The sequence below is a fragment of the Microbacterium testaceum genome (assembly GCF_003075375.1).
Classification (GTDB): domain Bacteria; phylum Actinomycetota; class Actinomycetes; order Actinomycetales; family Microbacteriaceae; genus Microbacterium; species Microbacterium testaceum_E.
Window position 1 is genome coordinate 80,132 of record NZ_QDFT01000005.1, and the last position, 20,680, is coordinate 100,811.

Annotated in this window: 21 protein-coding genes; 14 read left to right on the forward strand and 7 right to left on the reverse strand. The window is 71.8% G+C overall.

Translation table 11 applies throughout. The annotated features are described in order from the left end of the window. Positions 1-4 precede the first annotated feature (4 nt). Positions 5-640 carry a metal-dependent transcriptional regulator gene (locus DC432_RS03350; RefSeq protein ID WP_116536675.1) on the forward strand — a complete coding sequence of 212 codons (636 nt, stop codon included), beginning with the start codon at positions 5-7 and terminating at the stop codon, positions 638-640. A gap of 10 nt (positions 641-650) precedes the next feature. Here DC432_RS03350 and DC432_RS03355 read toward each other — a convergent pair whose 3' ends face one another. Continuing rightward, on the reverse strand, positions 651-3,662 hold the full coding sequence (locus DC432_RS03355) for an HAD-IC family P-type ATPase (RefSeq protein WP_116536676.1): 3,012 nt from the start codon (positions 3,660-3,662) through the stop codon (positions 651-653). Between the two features lie 42 nt (positions 3,663-3,704). Next, the gene (locus DC432_RS03360; protein ID WP_116536677.1) at positions 3,705-4,652 is read right to left on the reverse strand and encodes an SDR family NAD(P)-dependent oxidoreductase; all 948 of its coding nucleotides are present in this window, start codon (positions 4,650-4,652) and stop codon (positions 3,705-3,707) included. A gap of 194 nt (positions 4,653-4,846) precedes the next feature. Between DC432_RS03360 and DC432_RS03365 the strand changes: the two genes are divergently transcribed. From DC432_RS03365 to DC432_RS16320, 4 genes are all read left to right on the forward strand, one after another. Beyond that, positions 4,847-5,017 (forward strand): CsbD family protein, encoded by a 171-nt coding sequence (locus DC432_RS03365; protein WP_108320457.1) that lies wholly within the window; start codon positions 4,847-4,849, stop codon positions 5,015-5,017. A gap of 98 nt (positions 5,018-5,115) precedes the next feature. Beyond that, positions 5,116-5,946 (forward strand): HAD-IIA family hydrolase, encoded by an 831-nt coding sequence (locus DC432_RS03370; RefSeq protein WP_108320456.1) that lies wholly within the window; start codon positions 5,116-5,118, stop codon positions 5,944-5,946. Between the two features lie 2 nt (positions 5,947-5,948). Continuing rightward, a complete protein-coding gene (locus DC432_RS03375; protein WP_116536678.1) occupies positions 5,949-6,524 on the forward strand; it encodes a YdeI/OmpD-associated family protein in 576 nt (191 codons plus the stop codon). A 35-nt stretch (positions 6,525-6,559) separates the two neighbouring features. Next, complete coding sequence (locus DC432_RS16320) at positions 6,560-6,700, forward strand: hypothetical protein (protein WP_165801168.1); 141 nt, start codon at positions 6,560-6,562, stop codon at positions 6,698-6,700. A 174-nt stretch (positions 6,701-6,874) separates the two neighbouring features. Here DC432_RS16320 and pyrE read toward each other — a convergent pair whose 3' ends face one another. Further along, positions 6,875-7,453, reverse strand: a complete 579-nt coding sequence (gene pyrE / locus DC432_RS03380; protein ID WP_108320454.1) for an orotate phosphoribosyltransferase — start codon at positions 7,451-7,453, stop codon at positions 6,875-6,877. 163 nt (positions 7,454-7,616) lie between these two features. On the opposite strand from pyrE, the gene DC432_RS03385 reads away from it, so the two are divergent. The 3 genes from DC432_RS03385 to DC432_RS03395 all read left to right on the forward strand — a co-directional run bounded on the left by DC432_RS03385 (position 7,617) and on the right by DC432_RS03395 (position 10,262). Then, entirely contained in the window at positions 7,617-8,462 is an 846-nt protein-coding gene (locus tag DC432_RS03385) for an exodeoxyribonuclease III (protein WP_116536679.1), read from the forward strand. Positions 8,463-8,597: 135 nt separating this feature from the next. After that, positions 8,598-9,023: a YciI family protein gene (locus DC432_RS03390; protein WP_116536680.1), complete on the forward strand. Its 426-nt coding sequence runs from the start codon at positions 8,598-8,600 to the stop codon at positions 9,021-9,023. A 6-nt stretch (positions 9,024-9,029) separates the two neighbouring features. Continuing rightward, complete coding sequence (locus DC432_RS03395) at positions 9,030-10,262, forward strand: RNA polymerase sigma factor (RefSeq protein ID WP_116536681.1); 1,233 nt, start codon at positions 9,030-9,032, stop codon at positions 10,260-10,262. Positions 10,263-10,398: 136 nt separating this feature from the next. On the opposite strand, the gene DC432_RS03400 is transcribed toward DC432_RS03395, so the two are convergent. After that, positions 10,399-10,971 carry an NADPH-dependent FMN reductase gene (locus tag DC432_RS03400; RefSeq protein ID WP_108320452.1) on the reverse strand — a complete coding sequence of 191 codons (573 nt, stop codon included), beginning with the start codon at positions 10,969-10,971 and terminating at the stop codon, positions 10,399-10,401. A 140-nt stretch (positions 10,972-11,111) separates the two neighbouring features. Between DC432_RS03400 and DC432_RS03405 the strand changes: the two genes are divergently transcribed. The 4 genes from DC432_RS03405 to DC432_RS03420 all read left to right on the forward strand — a co-directional run bounded on the left by DC432_RS03405 (position 11,112) and on the right by DC432_RS03420 (position 15,199). Then, positions 11,112-12,371: a sensor histidine kinase gene (locus tag DC432_RS03405; protein ID WP_116536682.1), complete on the forward strand. Its 1,260-nt coding sequence runs from the start codon at positions 11,112-11,114 to the stop codon at positions 12,369-12,371. Continuing rightward, complete coding sequence (locus tag DC432_RS03410) at positions 12,364-13,029, forward strand: response regulator (RefSeq protein WP_116536683.1); 666 nt, start codon at positions 12,364-12,366, stop codon at positions 13,027-13,029. The genes DC432_RS03405 and DC432_RS03410 overlap by 8 nt, the downstream gene beginning before the upstream one ends. A gap of 152 nt (positions 13,030-13,181) precedes the next feature. Beyond that, positions 13,182-14,066: an ABC transporter ATP-binding protein gene (locus tag DC432_RS03415; RefSeq protein WP_116536684.1), complete on the forward strand. Its 885-nt coding sequence runs from the start codon at positions 13,182-13,184 to the stop codon at positions 14,064-14,066. Further along, positions 14,063-15,199: an ABC transporter permease gene (locus tag DC432_RS03420; protein WP_431739671.1), complete on the forward strand. Its 1,137-nt coding sequence runs from the start codon at positions 14,063-14,065 to the stop codon at positions 15,197-15,199. The genes DC432_RS03415 and DC432_RS03420 overlap by 4 nt, the downstream gene beginning before the upstream one ends. 62 nt (positions 15,200-15,261) lie before the next feature. On the opposite strand, the gene DC432_RS03425 is transcribed toward DC432_RS03420, so the two are convergent. Both DC432_RS03425 and DC432_RS03430 read right to left on the reverse strand, forming a co-directional pair. Beyond that, positions 15,262-15,969 carry a hypothetical protein gene (locus DC432_RS03425; RefSeq protein ID WP_116536685.1) on the reverse strand — a complete coding sequence of 236 codons (708 nt, stop codon included), beginning with the start codon at positions 15,967-15,969 and terminating at the stop codon, positions 15,262-15,264. 43 nt (positions 15,970-16,012) lie between these two features. After that, entirely contained in the window at positions 16,013-17,791 is a 1,779-nt protein-coding gene (locus DC432_RS03430; RefSeq protein ID WP_243393011.1) for a glycoside hydrolase family 15 protein, read from the reverse strand. A gap of 113 nt (positions 17,792-17,904) precedes the next feature. Here DC432_RS03430 and DC432_RS03435 point away from each other — a divergent pair, with 113 nt between their 5' ends. Then, positions 17,905-19,266 (forward strand): glucose-6-phosphate dehydrogenase, encoded by a 1,362-nt coding sequence (locus DC432_RS03435; protein WP_116536687.1) that lies wholly within the window; start codon positions 17,905-17,907, stop codon positions 19,264-19,266. A gap of 268 nt (positions 19,267-19,534) precedes the next feature. Continuing rightward, positions 19,535-20,119: a nitroreductase family protein gene (locus tag DC432_RS03440; protein ID WP_116536688.1), complete on the forward strand. Its 585-nt coding sequence runs from the start codon at positions 19,535-19,537 to the stop codon at positions 20,117-20,119. Positions 20,120-20,198: 79 nt separating this feature from the next. On the opposite strand, the gene rraA is transcribed toward DC432_RS03440, so the two are convergent. Then, positions 20,199-20,666 (reverse strand): ribonuclease E activity regulator RraA, encoded by a 468-nt coding sequence (gene rraA, locus DC432_RS03445; protein WP_116536689.1) that lies wholly within the window; start codon positions 20,664-20,666, stop codon positions 20,199-20,201. Between the last annotated feature and the right edge of the window lie 14 nt (positions 20,667-20,680).

Consider the following 20,680-nt stretch of genomic DNA (forward strand, 5'->3'; position numbering starts at 1 on the left):
CGGCGTGGAATCGCCCGTGGCCGACGACTATCTCAAGGCCATCTACCACCACACCGAGTGGCAGGATTCGCCGATCACCCCGTCGCAGCTCGCCTCGGGACTCGGGCTCGCCCCGTCGAGCGTGACCGAGATGGTCAAGAAGCTCGCGTCGCAGGGCCTGGTGACGCACCGCCCGTACGGCCCCGTGTCGCTCACCCCCGCGGGGCAGAGGCGAGCGGCCGGGGTGATCCGCCGCCATCGCCTCATCGAGACGTGGCTCGTCCGCGAGTTCGGCTACGCGTGGGACGAGGTGCACGACGAGGCCGAGGTGCTCGAGCACGCCCTGAGCGACCGCCTGCTCGAGGGCATCGACGACCGCTTGGGCCGACCGCGCTTCGATCCGCACGGAGATGCGATCCCGGATGCCGAGGGCTCGGTGCACCGCGAGCCCTTCGTCCTGCTGGCCGAGGCGGCGCCGGGGCATGCGGGGCGCGTGCTGCGGGTGAGCGACCGCGACCCGGAGCTGCTGCGGGCGCTGGTCGCGCGACGCATCGACGTCGGCCACGAACTGGAGGTCGTCTCGGACGAGGTGGTGCGCGCGGACGGCGTCGAGGTCACGCTGCCCGTGGGTGCGGGCGGCTCGGTGTGGCTGACCCGCTGAGCGTCGAAGGCTAAGCGGCCGGCGGGGCGTTGCGCGCCTCGGCCCGGGGGCCGGTCTCTGTCCGCACGGTCGCGTGGGCGGCGGGCTCCGTGGGACGGAACCACCGGCGCGCCCGCCCGGGGATCCAGACCGCGGCGATGACCGCCACCGCCGCGGCGAGGGCGACCACCAGCACCGGATCGAGTTCGGTCAGCGCCATCGCGACGGCCTGCAGCACGATCAGCACCGCGAGGTAGCCCGTCAGCAGGGCGCGCGCGAGGATGCTGCCCCGCGACAGCGCCGATCCTCCGGCGACCGTCAGCAGCCCGAGCAGCACGGTCGCGGTGCCGACGAGCGACACCGGCAGCACCAGATCGGGTGTCACCGCGTATCGCGCGAGCAGCACGACGACACCGAGAGCGGTGTTCAGCAGCCCGCCGACGTAGACGAGCACGATGGCCGCGGTGACCACGGCGGGGCGCCGGCGGGTGTCACGGACGGCCGCGCCCGCCGCGGGGTCGGCGTGCGCGCCGGGGGTCGCATCCGCGGCGGGGGCGGCATCCGCGCCGGGGGCGGCGCCCGCGCCGGGGGCTTCAGCCGCACCGGGGGCGGCACCCGCGCCGGGGGCGAGGGCGGCGAGCGAGCGCCGCACGAACCGCCGATGCCCGAACCGCACCGCTTCGATGGCCGCGAGGGCGAGCACCACCACGAGCGTCACGAGGACGGACCCGTCCGCACCGGGGTCCTGCAGCTGGAAGAACTCCCCGAGGGGCGGCACGGTGAAGATCGCGGTGAGCGCGACGAACATCGCTCCGATCACGAGCACCTTGACGCGCGTGACGGGCCGCGACAACACGGTGAGCACCCAGATCGCGACGATCGCGAGGATGATCGTCGCCCCGGTGCGCAGCTGCTCGACGCTCAGGCCGAGCCCCATCGCGAGCCGCGTGTACACCGTGAGTGCGACCGCGATCACGATGCCGGCGGGGACGGCGAAGCTCAGCGAGCGCCGGAGGAAGCCGGGGACGTAGCGTTGCGCGTTCGGCAGCAGGGCGAGGAAGAAGGCGGGGATGCCGATCGTCAGGCCGTCGGTGATGGACAGCTGCCGCGGAAGGAACGGGAACTCCATCACCAGCGCCCCGAAGAGCACCGCGAGCCCCGTGGCGTAGACGGTTTTCGTGAGGAACAGCATCGAGACCCGCTCGATGTTGGCGATGACGCGCCGACCTTCGGCGACGACCGACGGCAGGTGCGAGAACCGCCCGTCCAACAGCACGAGACGCGCGACCGCCTTTGTCGCGGCGGCTCCCGAGTTCATCGCGATGCCGATGTCGGCGGTCTTGATCGCGAGGGCGTCGTTGACCCCGTCGCCGGTCATGGCCACGACATGACCGCGGGCCTGCAGAGCGGTCACCATGCGCTTCTTCTGGTCGGGCGTGACGCGACCGAAGACCGTGTGCTGCTCGAGCAGCGCTCCCCACTCGGCATCGTCGTCGGGAAGGCGCCGTGCATCGAACCCCTCGTCGACCTCGAGACCGACCTCGCGAGCGATCGCGGCCACGGTGCGGGGGTTGTCGCCCGAGATGACGCGCACGCCCACGCCCTGCGCCCGGAAGAACGCCAGCGCCTCGGCGGCATCGGGGCGGACCGCCTCGACGAAGGTGAGCACCGCCACCGCGGCGAGGTCGGCGGGCAGCCGCTCGGCGGAGACGTCGTCGTCGGTCAGCGCCGACGGCGCGTGCGCGAGCACGAGGGTGCGACGACCCGACGACGCCAGGCGGGTGACGGCGGCGCCCAACGGCGTCGACGCGTCGCTCGCATCGTCGCCGAACACCATCTCGGGGGCGCCGAGCACCCACGTCCCGCGAGGTCCATCCGAGAACGAGACGGCGCTCCACTTGCGCGCCGACGAGAACGCGATGCGCCGCGCGGCCTCGATCGGGCGCTCCACCGGGAACGGTTCGCGCAGGCATCGGGCGGTGGCGTTGGCGTCGGGCGCGGCCCCGTACCACCCGAGGGCGTCCTGCCAGCCGCTCTGCTCGTCGAGCGTGAGCGCCGCGTCGAAGCGGATCTCGCCGGCCGTCAGCGTGCCGGTCTTGTCGAGACAGATCACGTCGACACGGGCCAGGCCTTCGACCGCGGGCAGTTCGTTGACGAGCACCTGCTGCCCGGCCAGGCGGGCCGCACCGACGGCGAACGCGATCGAGGTCATCAGCACCAGCCCGAGCGGGATCATCGCGGTCAGGGCCGCGATCGTGTTGACCACGGCCTGCGACCACGTGCCCTGCTGCCAGGCCTCGGCCCATCCGCCGGCGACCATCATCTGCGCGTTCAGCACGAGCAGCCCGATCGGGCCGATCCCCCATCCGACCCACGTCAGGACGCGGTCGATCGACGTGCGCAGCTCGCTCGAGACGAGCTGGAACCGCTTCGCCTCGGCCGCGAAGGTGTTGGCGTGGGACTCCGCCCCGACGCGCACCACGCGGGCCGTACCCTCGCCGGCGACGACGATCGAGCCCGACAGGGCCTCGTCGTCGAGGCGCTTGTCGACGGCATCCGACTCGCCCGTCAGCATCGACTCGTCGATCTGCAGGCCGCTCGATGAGACGACCACGGCGTCGGCGGACACCTGGTCGCCCGCGCGCAGCACGAGGACGTCGTCGCGCACGACCTCGGCCGGGGCGATCTCGGCGTCGGTCCCGTCGCGGCGCACCCGCGCCAGGGGTGCGTTCAACAGGGCGAGACGATCGAGGGCCGCCTTGGCGCGGAACTCCTGCACGCACCCGATGACCGCGTTCGACAGGGCAGCGACGCCGAACAGGGCGTCCTGCCAGCGCCCCAGGAGCAGCAGCACGAGGAAGCAGGCCGCCACGATGCCGTTGAAAAGCGTGAAGACGTTGGCGCGGACGATGCTGCCGACGCTGCGGCTGCTGTCGGCCGTGAAGGCGTTGGTCCGCCCGGCGGCGACGCGCTCGGCGACCTCGGCCGCGGTCAGCCCGCGGTCATCTGCCGCCGTGTTCTCGTCGGCCGTCGCCTGCTCCATGCGATCACTGTAGGGTGCGGCTCCGACATCGCGAGGGGTGGATCAGGATGCCGTGCGCCGCACCCGATCGAAGGGCCAGCGCACGTGGGTCGCCGTCTCGCAGGCGCGCCACAGGTCGGCGCCCAGCTCGCTGCGCCGCGTCGCCCGCGCCGGCTTCGCCGGGCGAGGAGCCCCGCGCGCGATCAGGGCGGGGCCGAACATCTCGCCGCCGTCGGCCGAGGCGTCGACGAGGGCGCGCACGAGCGACCACGCACCCTGCTCCTTGGACTGCGTGATCGGCGCCTGCAGGTTGTCGACGAAGCGCGAGAGCCGCGTGGGCTCGTTCACCCCGCGCACCCCCCGCGTGCGACCGCTCGTCGAGTACCCGGGGTGGGCGACGAGACTCGAGACGGGCACCCCGTGCGCGCGCAGACGCCTGTCGGCCTCGAGGGCGAGCGCCGTGGTGGCGGCCTTGGACTGCACGTACGCCTTCCACGGGGTGTACCCCTCGCGCAGTTCGGGGTCGGTCGGCAGATGCCGCCAGATCGACGTCGACATGCTGCCGACCCAAACCATCCGTCCGCGCGCCGACGCGAGCGGCTTGAGCAGCTCACCCGCGAGCGCGAAGTGACCCAGGACGTTCGTCGCGAAGACCAGCTCGTGCCCGCCGGCGGTCTCGCGCTGCTTGGGCGGGTGCACGACGCCGGCGTTCAGGAGCAGACCGTCCAGGCGCCCGCGCGCGCGGGCCGTCGCCGCCGCGGCCCGCACCGAGCCCATGTTGCTGGTGTCGAGCAGGAGGGTCTCGATGTCGGCATCCGGAACCGTGCGACGCACCGCGGCCTTGGCCGCCGCAAGACTGTGGGGATTGCGGCCGGTGAGCAGCACGTGGGCGTTCGCGGCGGCGAGCTGCTCGCACGCGAAGTAGCCGAGTCCACGGGTCGCACCGGTGACGAGGTAGGACTTTCCGGAGAGGTCGGGGAGGTTCTCGGGGTCCCACTCGGCGCGCGTCACTCTACGACCCTAACCAGAACCCGCCCCCGCGTCACGGGTGCATTCCGCGAACGGAATACGGAGGTGCGCGAAAAGTTTTCCGCGGATGCGCGTGACGAATGCCGCTCGGCCTCCGTCTCATCTGCGAGCACGACGCTCCGTCTCGACGCGAACCTTCCGCCGACGACGCCGACACGACAAGAAGGAGTCAGATCATGGGTCTCGACGACAAGATCAAGAACGCCGCTCAGGACATCGTGGGCAAGGCGAAGGAAGCCATCGGCAACGCCACCGACAACGACAAGCTCGCCGCCGAGGGCAAGGCCGACCAGGTGAAGGCGGATGCCAAAAAGGCCGCCGAGAACACCAAGGACACCTTCAAGTAAGCAGCCGCCACCGCGGACGGGCGGGCCACGATCAGGCGATCGGGCCCGCCCGCGCACTTTTCCGAGGCGGTGTCGGGGGTCGGGTCTAGGCTGGCCGCATGCGGACCCGTGGCGACATCGAGTGCTGGCTGACCGACATGGACGGCGTCCTCGTCCACGAGAACACCCCCATCGCCGGCGCCTCCGAGCTGCTCGCGCAGTGGCGCGCCGAGGGCACCCCGTTCCTCGTGTTGACGAACAATTCGATCTTCACCCCGCGCGACCTCAGCGCTCGTCTGCGCGCATCGGGCCTCGAGGTTCCCGAAGCCTCGATCTGGACCTCGGCCCTCGCGACCGCCGACTTCCTCAAGTCGCAGATGCCCGGGGGCTCCGCCTTCGTCATCGGCGAGGCGGGGCTCACGACCGCCCTGCACGAGGCGGGGTTCATCATGACCGAGACGACGCCCGACTACGTCGTGGTCGGCGAGACGCGCAACTACTCGTTCGAGGCCATCACCAAGGCGATCCGCTTCATCCGGGGCGGCGCCCGCTTCATCGCGACGAACCCGGATGCCACCGGCCCCTCGACCGAGGGCGTGCTGCCCGCGACGGGCGCCATCGCCGCGCTCATCACCAAGGCGACCGGCAAAGAGCCCTACATCGTGGGCAAGCCCAACCCGATGATGTTCCGGTCGGCTCTGAACCGGATCGGCGCCCACAGCGAGAACACCGGCATGATCGGCGACCGCATGGACACCGACATCGTCGCCGGCATCGAGGCCGGACTGCACACCGTCCTCGTGCTGACGGGCATCAGCGATCAGCGCGAGATCGAGCGCTACCCCTTCCGCCCGGACGAGATTCTCTCGTCGGTCGCCGAGCTCGTCCGCGACGAACCCCTCGAGACCGATCTCGCCGACGGTGAGGACGGACTGAGCGAAGGCCTCTGACCGTGGGCGCGCTCGACGACGGCGAGAGGGTCCGCGCGGCCGACGCGGCCGCCTGGAGCGCGTGGCTCGAGCGGAACCACGCCACCTCGACCGGGGCCTGGCTCGTGCGCGGCCGGGGCGCCGACGCGAGGCGGTACGTCGACTACGAGGACGCCATCTGCGAGGCGCTGTGCGTCGGATGGATCGACGGTCCCGTCCGGGTCTTCGACGACGTCAGCTCGGGGCTGTGGTTCGCGCCCCGACGGGCGCGCAGCGGCTGGGCCGCGACCAACAAGGCCCGCATCGCCCGGCTCGAGGCCGAGGGGCGATTGCGCCCGGCCGGGCGGCGCGCTCTCGAGGTCGCGCGGGCCAACGGAGCGTGGGAGATGCTCGACGACGCCGAAGCCGGGATCGAACCGGCCGAGCTCACGGCATCCCTCGACGCGGTCCCCGGGGCACGCGCGAACTGGGACGCCTTCCCTCCGTCGAGTCGCAAGTTCGGTCTCACGCAGATCGCGACGGCGGTGCGGCCCGCCACCCGGGTCGCGCGCATCGCGCGGATCGTCGCGGACGCGGCCGAGAACCGTCGGCCCTCCTGAGACCCGGCCGACACGACGTCGGGGAGGATGGGCGCATGGACGACCGCACCCTCTGGCTCATCACCGCCTTCTTCATCACCGCCGGCACGCTCGTGGCGTTCATCGTCCAGTGGCGGCGGTCGCGACGCGGCGGCGGCCGCGACCCCTTCGACGGGCCGGGGCCCGACGACCGGTGACCCGCGGGCGCACCCCTCGGCACGCGGCGGGGCGGCGGCATCCCTCCCCTCGTCACCGGAACAGGAGGGTGGCACCGGAACAGGGCGTTTCGGCGCGGATCCGCCTGTTCTCGTGACGGAGCCTGTTCTCGTGACGGCGCCTGTTCTGACGACGTCGTGGACGCCTCGCGACGCCTACTGCGGCGCGAGTCCCAGGTCGTCGAGATCGATGGATGCCAACCACTGCAGACCCTCGGCCTCGATAGCCGCCTGCGCACCGGTCTTGCGGTCGACGATCACGGCGACGGCGACGACCTCGGCGCCCTCGCGCCGGAGGGCCTCGACGGCCTTGAGCGCGGACTGGCCGGTGGTCGAGGTGTCCTCGACGACGACCACCCGCTTGCCGGCGACGTCGGCACCCTCGATCTGGCGTCCGCGGCCGTGGTCCTTGGGCTCCTTGCGCACGACGAAGGCGTCGAGCGGGGTCCCGGCGTGCACCGACTCGTGCATGACGGCGTTGGCGATGGGATCGGCGCCGAGCGTCAGACCGCCGACGGCCACGACCCCGTCGAGATCCTTCACCAGATCGAGCACGAGGCGGCCGATGGCCGGGGCCGCGCGGTGGTCGAGGGTGAGCTTGCGCATGTCGACGTAGTACGTCGCCTTCTTGCCGCTCGAGAGGGTGAAATCACCGTGGAACACCGCCTCGTCGGAGATGAGGCCGATGAGGGCCTGGCGGTCGGCTTCGAGCTCGGGCGTGGAGGCGGTGGTCACGGCGTCGAGTCTATTGCTCCACCCCACGGCATCCATCTGCGCACGACGGCGGGCCACGCGCGCGACACGCCGCCCTGCGGGTCCCGGACGACGGCGTGTCGCCCACGACTCCCGCCGCTGTGCACGACGCGGGCGGGCGGCGCGCGAAAGTAGGCTGGATGCCATGCGCCTGGCCACCTGGAACGTCAACTCCATCCGCGCCCGCGTCACCCGTACCGTCGAGTTCTGCGTGCGTGAGCACATCGACGTGCTGGCGATGCAGGAGATCAAGTGCAAGACGGAGCAGTTCCCGTACGCCGCCTTCGAAGAGGCCGGCTACCACGTCGCCGCGCACGGGCTGAACCAATGGAACGGCGTCGCGATCGCGAGCCGTGAGCCGCTCGAAGACGTCGAGATCGGCTTCCCCGGCATGCCCGGGTTCGAGAAGGGCAAAGAGGGTCCCGACCTGCCGCAAGAGGCGCGCGCCATCGGCGCGACCGTCGACGGCGTGCGCGTGTGGAGCCTGTACGTGCCCAACGGCCGCGGTCTCGACGACCCGCACTACGCCTACAAGCTGGACTGGCTCGAAAAGCTGCGCCAGTACTCGTCCGACACCCTCGCGGCCCACCCCGACCTGCCCCTGGCCCTGACCGGCGACTTCAACATCGCGCCCACCGATGACGACAACGGCGACCCGACCGTGGTCGAGGGCGCCACGACGCACGTCTCGCCGGCCGAGCGCGCCGCCTTCCGGGCGTTCGAGGGGGCCGGACTGACCGACGTCGTGCGCCCGCTCATCCCCACCGGCTACACCTACTGGGATTACAAGCAACTGCGCTTCCCCCGCAACGAGGGCCTGCGCATCGACTTCATCCTCGGCTCGCGGGCCTTCTCCGACGCCGTGCACGGCGCCGAGATCCACCGCGACGAGCGCAAGGGCGAGGTGCCCAGCGACCACGTCCCCGTCGTCGCCGACCTCGACCTGTCGGGCGGCGACGACGATGACGATCTGCCCATGATCTTCGGCTGAGCGCCGGGCGGGTGGCATCCCGAGACTTTTCTCCGGCGCCCTGTCGATTCCGCTCGCCGCCGTTCGACGCGATAGTAGGGGAAGCATTCGCTCCCCTCAGATCGCTCGACAGAGCACCGACGAGAAGAGTCCACGATGAAGTTCATGCTGATCATGCGCGGCACCGACGAGGCGTACGCGGCGTACAAGAAGCTCCCCTTCGAGCAGATCATCAACGAGATGGGCGCCTACAACGAGGCGATGATGACGGCCGGGGTGCTCGTCGCGGGCGATGGACTCGCCGAGGACGGCAGCCAGAACTTCGTCGTCGAGTTCGGCGGCGAGGAGCCCCTCGTCACCGACGGCCCCTACGGCGAGACGCACGAGCTGTTCAACGGCTTCTGGATCATCGAGGTGTCGACGCGCGACGAGGCGATCGAGTGGGCGCGGCGGGCGCCGCTCATCGCCGGCAACAAGCTCGAGGTGCGTCGCGTCACCGACGAGACGGACTTCGCCGCATTCGCCGACAACGAATACATCCGCAAAGAAGAAGGCTGGCGCGAGGAGCAGGCCTCGCGCTGACCTCGGGTGAGCAGCGACCTCTCGCGACGCGTCGCGGCGATCTGGCGCATCGAGGGCGCCCGCATCGTCGCGACGCTCGCGCGCATCGTCGGCGATCTGGCGACGGCCGAGGATCTCGCCCAGGATGCCGTCGCCGAAGCCCTCGTGCAGTGGCCCCGCGAGGGTGTTCCCCACAATCCCGGCGCGTGGCTCACCGCGGTCGCCAAGCGGCGCGCGATCGACGGGTGGCGGCGCGCGCAGAACCTCGACGACAAGTACCGGCTCATCGGCGCCGACCTGACCGAGATCGTGGATGCCGACTGGCAGCCGATCGACGATGACGTGCTGCGCCTGGTCTTCGCCGCCTGCCATCCTGCACTGGGACGGGAGGCTCAGGTCGCCCTCACGTTGAAGGTCGTCGGCGGCCTCGACACCGAGTCGATCGCGCGGCTGTTCCTCGTCTCGGTGCCGACGATGCAGCAGCGCATCGTGCGGGCGAAGAAGGCGCTGTCGGCCGCCCGCGTGCCGTTCGAGGTGCCGGAGCCGACCGAGTGGGCCGCGCGGCGGGACGCGGTTCTGAGCGTCGTCTACCTGATCTTCACCGAGGGGTACTCCGCCAGCGGGGGCGACGTAGTGCTGCGGACCGAACTCGCGCACGAGGCCATCCGACTGGGGCGCGTGGTGAACAGGCTCCTCCCGCGGGAGCCCGAGGCTCTGGGCCTGTCGGCGCTCATGGAGCTGCAGGCCTCGCGCTTCGCCGCTCGCGTGAACGCCGACGGGGATGCCGTGCTCCTCGCCGATCAGGACCGTCGCCGATGGGACCGCTCGGCGATCAGCCGCGGGTCGATGCTGCTCGACCGGGCCGACGCCCTCGCGCGCGGACGCGGCCCGTACCAGCTGCAGGCCGCGATCGCACGCTGTCACGCCGAGGCGACGAGCGTCGAGACGACCGACTGGGAGCACATCGTGCTGCTGTACGAGGCGCTCGGGCGGGCGGCGCCGAGTCCCGTGGTGGAGCTCAATCGCGCGGTGGCCGTGTCGATGGCATCCGGTCCCCTCGAGGCCCTCGCGATGGTCGATCGACTCCGGGACGCCGGGGCGTTGAGAGGCTCGCATCTCCTCCCCTCGGTCCGCGGGGAGCTGCTGTCGAGGCTCGGACGCACGGACGAGGCCCGTGCGGCGCTGCTCGTCGCGGCCGAACGCACGCGGAACGAGCGCGAGGCGGCGCTGCTCCGGCGGAAGGCCGCCGCCCTGGGCTGAACGGTTCTCGGAGAAACGCGCGTATCTCGGAGCATTCGCGCAGAAAGCTCCGAGCGCAGACGCGTTCTCCGAGATCCGGTCGCCGGACGCACGATCGCGGGGCCGGGGCGGACCCCGGCCCCGCGAAACGCGTGCCTCAGGCCGCGGGGACCTCGGCGGGTGCCGTGCGCGCGATCAGCGTCACGAGCGCCTCGATGATCGAGCGCAGGAACGCGGCGGTGCCCTCGTCGTTCACGGTGCCGTCCTCGTCGAACAGACCGGGGGTGGACTGGATGTAGCCCTCGGGCTGGCCGAGCACCAGGGCGTTGTAGTGCAGCAGCACCGCGCGCAGGTGCTGCTGACCGGCGGCGGTGGCGATGCCGCCCTGCGAGGTGCCGACGACCGCGGTGGGCTTGTCGTTGAAGGACGCCTCGCCGTAGGGGCGCGCCGACCAGTCGAGGGCGTTCTTGAGCACGCCGGGGATGGAGCGGCTGTACTCGGGGGTCGCGATGATCATGCCGTCGGCATCCTCGATCGCCTTCTTGAAGTCCTGCGCGACCTGGGGGAAGTTCCCGTCGTGGTCGGGCGAGTAGAACGGCAGGTCCTTGATGGGGATCTCCTTGAGGGTCACGCCCTCGGGCGCCACCTTCTCGAGCGCCTTCGCCAGGACGCGGTTGATCGAGGTGCTGGAGATGCTGCCGACGATGTAGCCGATCGTGTAGTCGGTCACGATGATCCTTCCGGGATGACGGAGCGCTGCGCGCCGCATGTATTCACGTGCAAGCGTCGCTGCCCCCGTCCTATTCCGCGGGGGGTTGACTCCGTCGCGCGGGGGATGCGGGTATCGGGGGTCGCCCCTAGCGTGGAGGGATGCCGAAGCCCACCGCCTCCCAGCAGAGAGCCGACCTGGTGCTCGCGCTGGTGCTGTTCCTCGGCGGGCTGCTGAGCGCCGTCCTGTCGTCGATCTCGGGGCTCTACGGCGACCAGCAGGGCTCGCTCGCGATCGCCCTGGTCTACGTGGCGGTGCTCGCCCTGCCCATCGCCGTGCGGCGACGCTGGCCCTCGACGGCGGCGGTGGTGGTCTCGATCGCCTACTTCTTGGCGGTGACGTTCCGCATCCCCGAGCTGTACGCCGGCAACATCGCGATGTTCATCGCGCTGTACACCGTCGGCGCGTGGGAGCCGAACCGCCGGCGCGCGACGATCGTGCGCGTCGCCATCATCGTCGGCATGTTCGCGTGGCTGTTCGTGGTGATGTTCCAAGAGGCCACGCAGCCCGTCGACGCCTCGCTCGAGGGCGCCTTCTCGCGCGCGGGAGCCTTCTCTCCCTTCGTCGCCTACCAGCTGCTCATGATCGGCGTGAACGCGCTCTTCTTCGGCGGCGCGTACTACTTCGGCGACCGCTCCCACCAGCAGATGCGCGAGCGCGCGGCCCTCGAGGAGCGCACCGCCGAGCTCGAGGCCGAGCGCGAGGTGACGGCCGCGCAGGCGGTCGCCCTGGATCGGGTGCGCATCGCCCGCGAACTGCACGACGTCGTCGCCCACCACGTCTCGCTGATGGGCGTGCAGGCCGGCGTCGCCCGATCCCTGCTCGATCGCGACCCCGAGGCCGCCCGCGAGGGGCTCACCGGCATCGAGGGCTCCGCGCGCACCTCGCTGCACGAGCTGCGCCAGCTGCTCGAGACGCTGCGCACCCCGGGCGCGGACTCCTCTCCCGACACCGCCCCCACCACGCACGGACTCACCTCGATCCGCGCGCTCGTCGACGAGGCCGACGCCGCGGGACTCGCGACGACCTTCACGGTCATCGGCGACCCGCCGTTCGACCCTCCCCCGCTCGTGCAGATCAACCTGTACCGCATCGCCCAAGAGGCCCTGACCAACGCCCGGCGACATGCCGGCCCCGACGCCACCGCCGACGTGCGTCTGCGGTTCACTCCGGATGCCGTCGAGCTCGAGGTCTCCAACACGGGTCGCCGCGGATCGTCGACCCCCGGTCTGGGGCAGCTCGGCATGCGCGAGCGCGCGGCCGTGTCGGGCGGCTCGATCGAGATCGGCCCGCGCACCCGCGGGGGCTACCTCGTGCGGGTGCGGGTCCCCCTCACCGCCGCGGAGGCCGTCCGTGTCTGAGCTGCGCGTCCTTCTCGTCGACGACCACGCGATGATGCGGGCCGGGTTCCGCACGATCCTCTCGCTCGAGGACGACATCACCGTCGTGGGCGAGGCGGCGACGGGTGCCGAAGCGCTCTCGGCCGCCGCGCGCCTGCGCCCCGACGTCATCTGCATGGACGTGCAGATGCCCGACATGGACGGCCTCGAAGCGACCCGCGTCCTCACCGCCGACCCGGCGTCGCAGGCCGCGGTGCTGATCGTGACGACCTTCGACCGCGACGACTACCTCTTCGCGGCGCTGTCAGCCGGCGCGAGCGGCTTCCTGCTGAAGAACGCCGGGCCCGAAGAACTGGTCTCGGCCGTCCGCATCGTGGGGGCGGGCGATGCGCTCCTCGCGCCCGAGGTCACCCGGCGCGTGATCGAACGGTTCACCTCCGCCGCGCCCGCACCCGTGGCATCCGTGCCCCCTCCCCTTCCCGTCGCCGAACCGCTGACCGAGCGCGAGGCCGAGGTGCTGCGTCTGGTCGCCGAGGCCATGAGCAACGGCGAGATCGCGGCGCGGCTGTTCATCGGCGAGGCCACCGTCAAGACGCACGTGTCGAACGTGCTGCAGAAGCTCGGGGCGCGGGATCGCGTGCAGGCCGTCGTGCTCGCGCACCGGCACGGCTTGGCGTGAGCCGGGGCGGCTCCGTCGACGCGCTCACCGATCGAGGCGAGTCCGGCAGGACGACGACTCCACCCCGCGGGGGAGCGACCACCCGCCCCGCGGCGGAGGCGCCCCGGCCGTCGCGTCCCTAGCGTGGGACCAACGACAAGAAGGGATGCATCGTGCTCGAACTGAACGGCATCACCAAGAGCTACGGCGGACGCCGCGTGCTCGACGACGTGGGGTTCGTGGTGGCCCCGGGCCGGCTGACCGGCTTCGTCGGCGGCAACGGCGCCGGCAAGACCACGACCATGCGCATCGCGCTGGGCGTCCTCGCGAAGGACGCCGGAACCGTCGCGCTCGACGGGTCTGCGGTGACCGCCGCCGACCGCCGCCGGTTCGGATACATGCCCGAGGAACGCGGCCTGTATCCCAAGATGAAGGTCGCCGAGCACATCGCCTACCTGGCCCGCCTGCACGGTTTCGGCAAGGCCGAGGCGACGAAGAAGGCCACCGCGCTGCTCGAGCGGCTCGGACTCGGCGAGCGCCTCGGCGACCTGGTCGAGACGCTCTCGCTCGGCAACCAGCAGCGCGCCCAGATCGCGGCATCCCTCGTCCACGAACCCGACGTGCTCATCCTCGACGAGCCGTTCTCGGGCCTCGACCCGCTCGCGGTCGACGTCGTCGCCGGCGTCCTGCAGGAGAAGGCGGCGCGGGGAGCCGCCGTGCTGTTCTCGTCGCACCAGCTCGACGTCGTCGAGCGCCTGTGCGATGACCTGGTGATCATCGCGGGCGGCACGGTCCGCGCCGCGGGCACCCGTGACGAACTGCGCGCTCAGCACGCCACCCACCGCTACGAGCTCGTGTCCCGCGCCGACGCGGGCTGGCTGCGCGACGAGCCCGGCGTGAGCGTGCTCGATTTCGACGGCGGTTACGCCCTCTTCGACGCCGCCGACGACACCACCGCCCAGCGCGTGCTGCGCGGCGCCGTCGAGCGCGGCGACGTCGCCAGCTTCGCCCCCCAGCGTCCGACCCTGGCCGAGATCTTCAAGGAGGTCATCCAGTGAGCACCTCGACCCCCACCCGCCCCACTCCCCCTGCCGCGCGCCGCGCACCGGGCGAACTGCAGGGCATCTGGCTCGTCGCCGAGCGCGAGATCGGCTCCAAGCTGCGCAGCAAGGCGTTCGTCATCTCGACCGCGATCCTCATCCTCGCCGCCCTCGCCTCGGTCGTGTGGGGCGGGTTCGCCGCGAACGATTCCTCGGGCGAGGGCATCCCGGTCGCCGTCACGTCGCAGACGCAGTCCGCCGTATCGGGCCTCGACGGTCTCGACCTCACGACCGCCGACAGCGACGACACCGCGCGCGCCCTCGTCGAAGACGGAACGGTGGATGCCGCCCTGGTCGCCGGGTCGTCCGACGCGGCCTTCGCCTACACCGTCGTCGTGAAGGACAGCGTCCCACCCGCCCTGCTGCAGCTGCTCAGCGAGACCCCGCCGGTGCAGATGCTCGACCCCGGCGCGGGAGCGGCCGATGCCCTGCGCTACCTCATCGCGCTCGGTTTCGGGCTGGTGTTCCTCATCGCCGCGTCGACCTTCGGCGGGACCATCGCCCAGAGCGTGGTCGAAGAGAAGCAGACGCGCGTGGTCGAGATCCTCATCTCGGCGATCCCGGTGCGGGTGCTGCTGGCGGGCAAGGTGCTCGGCAACACCGTGCTGGCCATGGCGCAGATCGTGCTGCTCGCCGCGGTGGCGGTCGTAGGTCTGGCCGTCACGGGACAGACCGGGGTGCTCGACACCCTGGGCGCGCCGATCGCGTGGTTCGCGATCTTCTTCCTGTTCGGTTTCGTGCTGCTGGCCTCGCTGTTCGCCGCGGCCGCGGCGATGGTCTCGCGGCAGGAGGACATCGGGGCGACCACGACGCCGATCACCATGCTGGTGATGGCGCCGTACTTCCTGGTCATCTTCTTCAACGACAACCCCGTGGTGCTGACGATCATGTCGTACGTGCCGTTTTCGGCGCCCGTCGGGATGCCGCTGCGCATGTACCTGGGCGACGCGCAGTGGTGGGAGCCGGTGCTGTCGCTGCTGGTGCTGCTGGCCTCGTGCGTCGCCGCGATCGCGGTCGCCGCGCGCATCTACCGCAACTCGCTGCTGCGGATGGGCGCCCGCGTCAAGCTCGCCGAGGCTCTGCGCGGCTGAGCGTCGGGGAGGTGAGGAGCGGATGGATGCCACGGGCTCGGCATTCATCCGCTTCGTCGTCCTCAGCGGGCCACGTACGCCGTCACGCTGTCGGACAGGCGGATGGGGATACCGGTGACCGTCGACGGCGAGGCGGTGCCGATCGCGACGGTGAGGGAGTCGTCGACGCCGAACACCGCGGCCCCCTCCTGGGCGCCGCTGACGCACCCGGCCGACCAGGGCCGGTTGTCGGCCGAGGTGAAGGTGGCGATGCAGCGCCCGTCGCCGTCGTCGGGAACGGCGAGGTAGATGCGGAAGTCGCTGACCGTCGCGATGTAGCGCGTGCTGGCGGGGTCGATGCCGCTGTCGCGCAGGATGTCCGCCGAGATGACGTCCTCGACGGTCTGCGGGAACGTGAGTTCGGGCAGCTCCGCCGCGGCCGGATCGGCCGAGGCCGCCGGGGTGGGCGCGAGGCTGGAGCCGATCGCGATCCCGATCCCCACGAGCGCGGCGGCGCCGAGGGCGGTCAGCGTCCAGCGCACGGCACGCCGGGCGGGTGCGGGGCCCGGGGACCCGTCGTCCGGCACCGGGGCCGCGGCGTCGTCACCGGGCCGGTCGACGGCATCCCGTCCCCCAACAGCCTGCTGCTCGGCCGCGGGCGCCGCACGACCGCCCCCGCGCTGACGCTCCTCGAGCTCGCGCAGCCGGGCGATCTCGGCGGCCGAGGCGCTCGCCCCGTCGACGCCGTAGATCCGCTCGCGGAGGCGGTTCAGCTCGGCGTCTTCGTCCATGCCATGACTCTAGAACCGCGCGGATCCCCCGCGGGCCCTCGTGTCATGTCGGGTCGGGAGCGGTCCTGCGCAGGGCGTCGGCGGCTCCCACCAGGGCCAGGTGCGAGAGGGCCTGGGGGGTGTTGCCCGCCTGGCGTCCACGGGTGGGGTCGTACTCCTCGGACAGCAGGCCCAGGTCGTTCACGACCGCCGTCAGGCGATGCATGAGCGCCGTCGCCTCTTCGCGCCGACCGCTGTGCGCGTACTGCCCCACCAGCCAGAACGAGCACACGAGGAACGGGTGCTCGTCGCCGCTGAGGCCGTCGACCCCGGTGGTGCGGTAACGCAGCAGCCACCCGTCGGGCATGAGGGTCTGCTCCATCCGCGCGACGGTGGCGAGCATGCGCGGGTCGTCGTACGCGCAGAACCCGACCTGCGGCAGCACGAGGAGCGAGGCGTCGACCTCGTCCGTCTCGAAGTGCTGGGTGAACCATCCGCCCGCGTGCACGCCGCGCTCGTCGATCTGCGCCCGCACGCGGTCGCGCAGCGCCCGCCAGGTGTCGACCTCGCCCTCGTGGCCGCCGTGTTCGACGGCCCGGATGCCGCGATCGAACGCCGCCCACACCATCGCCCGAGAGTGGGTGAAGAAGTGCGGGTCGCCGCGCATCTCCCAGATACCCAGGTCGGGGCGGTCCACCCACGCGGCGAGCTGGTCGAGCAGCGCGCGCTGCAGCGACCACGAGAATGTCGTCTCTTCGACGCCCGCGTCGCGCGCGGCCTCGAGCGCGACCATCACCTCGCCGATCACGTCGGCCTGGTACTGATCGACCGCGCCGTTGCCGATGCGCACGGGCGCGGCCCCGCCGTAACCGGGCAGGCTCGTGATCTCGCGCTCGGGCAGGTCGCGCTCGCCCGCGATGCCGTACATGATCTGCACGTCGGCCGGGTCGCCCGCGATCGCGCGCAGCAACCAGTTGCGCCAGCGGTGGGCGGCGTCGAGGTAGCCGTGCTCGATGTAGGCGCTCAGCGTGAGGGCGGCGTCGCGCAGCCACACGTACCGGTAGTCCCAATTGCGCGACCCGCCGAACGCCTCGGGGAGCGAGGTCGTGGCGGCCGCGACGATGCCGCCCGTCTCGGAGTGGGTCAGCGCCCGCAGCACCATCAGGGAGCGCGTGACGAGCGCGGCGTGGTCGCCGGTCGCCTGCACCCGGTCGGCCCACGCCGCCCACCACTCGCGCGTGCGTTCGAGGGCCGCCTCGACGTCGAACGCCGCGGGGGCCTCCTTCCAGGACGGCCCCCACGCCAGCACCGAGTCGACGGCGCGACCGGCCTGGGTCGTCCACCGACCCCGGTGCGCCGTGTCGACGGCGATCAGACGCGGTCCGCGCAGCACCACGGCATCCGGACCCGCCACCGCCAGGATCGCGTGGGCGTCGCCATGGCCCACCTGGCGCACCCACGGCACGGCGCGGGCGTAGTCGAATCGCAGCCGCACCTCGCTCACGAAGTCGACGGCGCCCGACACCCCCACGACCCGGCGCACGAGCGCCTCGACGCCCTCGTCGATCGGCATGGCGTCGTAGACGTCGGCGACGCCGGTGGCGGTCTCCCACCGGGTCACCAGTACGAACGTGTCGCCGTCGTAACGGCGGGTGGCGCGCGCGTCGGGATCGTCCGGCCGCAGCGACCACGAACCGTGGGACTCGTCGCCCAGCAGCGCCCCGAACATCGAGCCGCTGTCGTAACGCGGCAGGCACAGCCAGTCGACGCTGCCCGCGGTGGAGACCAGAGCGGCGGAGCGGCAGTTGCTGAGGACCGCGTAGTCCTCGATCGGAGTGGTCACCCTCGGATCATGGCAGGTGGGACCGACATCGTCACCGGGCATCCCGTTAGTGGCATCCCTGCACCCGCTGCAAGCCGCGAACCGGTGTCGGAGCGGAGCGCTACGGTGGCCGCATGGCCGCGGACACCACCCTCATCATCCTGGGCGCCTCGGGCGACCTCACGTCTCGCTTGCTGCTGCCGGCCCTCGGCCAGCTGCTCACGCGCGAATCCGGTCGTTCGGTGCGTCTGCACGGTGCCGGCATGGAGGACTGGACCGACGAGCACTGGCGCGAGGTGGTGAAGAAGTCCTTTTCGACCACGGATGCCGACGAGGCCTTCGCCGCGGTGTCCGAGACCACCTACTCGCGCGCCGACATCACGAAGCCCGCCGACCTGCAGAAGCTGCTCGACGACGCCGAGGGACGACCCGCGCTGTACTTCGCCGTCCCCCCGGCCGTGGCCGAGAAATCGTGTCTCGCGCTCAGCGACGTAAAAATTCCCGAGGGCACCGTCCTCGCCCTCGAGAAGCCGTTCGGCACCGACGAGGCCAGCGCCCACCGGCTCAACCAGCAGCTCGCGAAACTCGTGCCCGAAGATCAGGTGTTCCGCATCGACCACTTCCTCGGACGGTCGACCGTGCTCAACCTGCTCGGGGCACGTTTCGCCAACCGCCCGTTCGAGAGCGTCTGGTCGGCGGACGACATCGCCTCGATCCTCATCGACTACCCCGAGCCCCTCGGCCTCGAGGGCCGCGCCGGATACTACGACGGCGCCGGCGCGCTGGTGGACATGATCCAGAGCCACCTGCTCCAGGTCATGGCCTTCGTCACGATGGAGCCGCCGGCATCCCTCAACCAGCTCGACCTGCGCGACGCGACCTCGGCGGTCCTTCGCGCCACGCACGTGCTCGGCGATGATCCCGTGCACAACTCCCGCCGCGCCCGGTACACCGCCGGGGACGTCGGCGAGCGCCACTTCTCGTCGTACGTCGACGAGCCGGGCGTCGACGAGGCGCGCGGCACCGAGACGCTCGCCGAGATGACGGTCGAGGTGCGCAACACGCGCTGGCAGGGGGTGCCCATCACGCTGCGGTCGGGCAAGGCGCTGCGCTCGTCGGACCGAGCCGTCACGGTGACGTTCAAGCCGGTACGGCATCTGCCCGGCGGCTTCCTCGGTGAGAGCGAGCCGTCCGTGCTGGTGTTCTCGCTCGGCCCCGACACCATGAGCCTCGGTCTCAACGTCAACGGCGCCGACGACCCGCTCGAGCTCGAGCGGGTGACCCTCGCCGCCGACCTCGGCGACGGGGCGCTCAAGGCCTACGGCGAGGTGCTGTCGGGCATCCTCGACGGTGACGCCATGCTGGCCGTGCGCGGCGACGCCGCCGAACAGTGCTGGCGCATCGTGCAACCGGTCATCGACGCGTGGCGCGCGAACGAGGTGCCGCTCGACGAGTACCCCGCCGGAACCGCCGGCCCGGCATCCTGGACCGACTGACCGGGTCTCGTTCCTCCGCCCCGTGCTCGGCCCCGCCGGGCCGTTTGCAGGGCCTTTGCCTGGGCACAACGGCGGGAACTCGGGCCGACACGCCGCTCCACCGCCCCTGACCGCGGCATGTCATGGCATCCACCCGCCGTTGTGCACGATCCCGACGCGGGACCGAAGACGACGCAGGGCGTCATCCGGGAACACAGCAGCCTGCCGAGGCGTTGACTGATGCGGGTCAATGGCGTCCCGGCACTGTCATCCGTCCTCAGGAGTCCCCATGTCCCTCGTTCTCGACCGCACCGCCCGCACCGACGCGCCCATCCTCGACGTGCTCGCCGAGCGCTGGAGCACCCGCGTCTTCGACCCCGAGACCCCCATCGACGAGGCCGCCCTGCGCTCCGCGCTCGAGGCCGCCCGCTGGGCTCCCTCGGCGATGAACTACCAGCCGTGGCGCTTCATCGTCGCCCGCCGCGGCACCGAGGCGCACGAGCGTCTCGTCGGCGCCCTCATGGGCTTCAACCAGGCCTGGGCCCCCGCCGCCGGGGCACTGGTCGTGATCCTCGCCGAGACCGAGACCGCCGACGGCGAAGCCCGCGCGTGGGCGCAGTACGACGCCGGTCAGGCCGCCGCGCACTTCACCGTGCAGGCGCACGCCGAGGGCCTCGCCACCCACCAGATGGGCGGCTTCGAGGCCGAGGCCCTGCGCGCGGCCTTCGACGTCGAGGCGCGCTTCACCCCCGTCGCGGTCATCGCCGTCGGCACGCTCGGCGACGTCGACGCCGCCGAAGAGGGCCTGCGCCAGCGCGAGCTCGCCCCGCGCGAACGCCGCACCGTCGCGGAGTCGCTGCTCGCCGACGCCTGAGTCCCGGCATCCCACCCGAACGCCGTTCTCCGGCGCACCGCCCGCGGTGCCGGGGGACGGCGTTTCGCGTGACCGGCGCTCAGCGCTCCACGAGCACGCCGTCGGAGTCGGCCCAGACGTGCCGGCCGGGGGCGAAGACGACCCCCGCGATCGTCACGGGCACGTCGACCTCGCCGACGCCGTCCTTGGCGCTCTTGCGCGGGTTGGTCCCGAGGGCCTTCACGCCGAGGGCGAGCGTTCCGATGGCGTCGCGGTCGCGCACCGCGCCGTTCACGATGACACCCGCCCAGCCGTTCTGCACGGCCGACGCGGCGATCATGTCCCCCACCAGCGCCGACTCGAGCGACCCCCCGCCGTCGACGACCAGGACCGCCCCCTCGCCCGGCGTCGCCAACAGCTGCTTGACCAGCGCGTTGTCGCGATGGCAGCGCACCGTGCGGATCGGGCCGTCGAACGCGACCCGCCCGCCGACGTCGATCAGCTGCAGCGAGAGGGAATCCAGCGCGTCGCCGCGCTCGTCGTACAGGTCGGCGGTCGCGATCGTCATGCGGCCAGGGTAAC

Excerpts from the sequence above, each read along its gene's own strand:
- DC432_RS03355 (WP_116536676.1), bottom strand. The coding sequence starts at position 3,662 with ATGGAGCAGGCGACGGCCGACGAGAACACGGCGGCAGATGACCGCGGG.
- DC432_RS03365 (WP_108320457.1), top strand. The coding sequence starts at position 4,847 with ATGGGTCTCGACGACAAGATCAAGAACGCCGCTCAGGACATCGTGGGC.
- DC432_RS03370 (WP_108320456.1), top strand. The coding sequence starts at position 5,116 with ATGCGGACCCGTGGCGACATCGAGTGCTGGCTGACCGACATGGACGGC.
- DC432_RS16320 (WP_165801168.1), top strand. The coding sequence starts at position 6,560 with ATGGACGACCGCACCCTCTGGCTCATCACCGCCTTCTTCATCACCGCC.
- DC432_RS03385 (WP_116536679.1), top strand. The coding sequence starts at position 7,617 with ATGCGCCTGGCCACCTGGAACGTCAACTCCATCCGCGCCCGCGTCACC.
- DC432_RS03390 (WP_116536680.1), top strand. The coding sequence starts at position 8,598 with ATGAAGTTCATGCTGATCATGCGCGGCACCGACGAGGCGTACGCGGCG.
- DC432_RS03405 (WP_116536682.1), top strand. The coding sequence starts at position 11,112 with ATGCCGAAGCCCACCGCCTCCCAGCAGAGAGCCGACCTGGTGCTCGCG.
- DC432_RS03425 (WP_116536685.1), bottom strand. The coding sequence starts at position 15,969 with ATGGACGAAGACGCCGAGCTGAACCGCCTCCGCGAGCGGATCTACGGC.
- DC432_RS03435 (WP_116536687.1), top strand. The coding sequence starts at position 17,905 with ATGGCCGCGGACACCACCCTCATCATCCTGGGCGCCTCGGGCGACCTC.
- DC432_RS03440 (WP_116536688.1), top strand. The coding sequence starts at position 19,535 with ATGTCCCTCGTTCTCGACCGCACCGCCCGCACCGACGCGCCCATCCTC.
- rraA (WP_116536689.1), bottom strand. The coding sequence starts at position 20,666 with ATGACGATCGCGACCGCCGACCTGTACGACGAGCGCGGCGACGCGCTG.